The sequence below is a fragment of the Flavobacterium sp. genome (assembly GCF_003525665.1).
Taxonomy (GTDB): Bacteria; Bacteroidota; Bacteroidia; order Flavobacteriales; family Flavobacteriaceae; genus Flavobacterium.
Genome location: NZ_DQDX01000210.1, coordinates 1 through 366 on the forward strand (window position 1 = coordinate 1; position 366 = coordinate 366).

Annotated in this window: 1 protein-coding gene; it reads left to right on the forward strand. The window is 28.7% G+C overall.

From position 1 onward, the window contains the following. Window positions 1-125 precede the first annotated feature (125 nt). Window positions 126-366 (forward strand): tRNA-binding protein (locus DIU01_RS14620; RefSeq protein WP_290835717.1); only part of this gene is annotated, 241 nt, incomplete at its 3' end.

A 366-nucleotide genomic window follows, 5' to 3' on the forward strand; every position in this document is an offset into this window, starting at 1 on the left:
GTTTTTTCATTGTTAAATTCTAACATAAAATTACAATTGATAGACAAAAAAAAGTTACATAAAAACTTTAAATACTTACAAATTTCATAGCTTTGGCTTTATAGAAATGCAATTTATTTATACTTATGGAACTGACATGGAGCGATTTTGAAAAAGTAGAAATGCGAATAGGAACCATTTTAGAAGCAAATGATTTTCCCGAAGCTAGAAAGCCAGCGTATCAATTGGTAATTGATTTTGGTACTGAAATTGGGATCAGAAAATCCTCAGCACAAATCACAAAACGTTATTTGAAAGAAGATTTAATTGGAAAACAAATTGTAGCAGTAGTTAATTTTCCGAAGAAACAAATTGGGAAGTTTATGA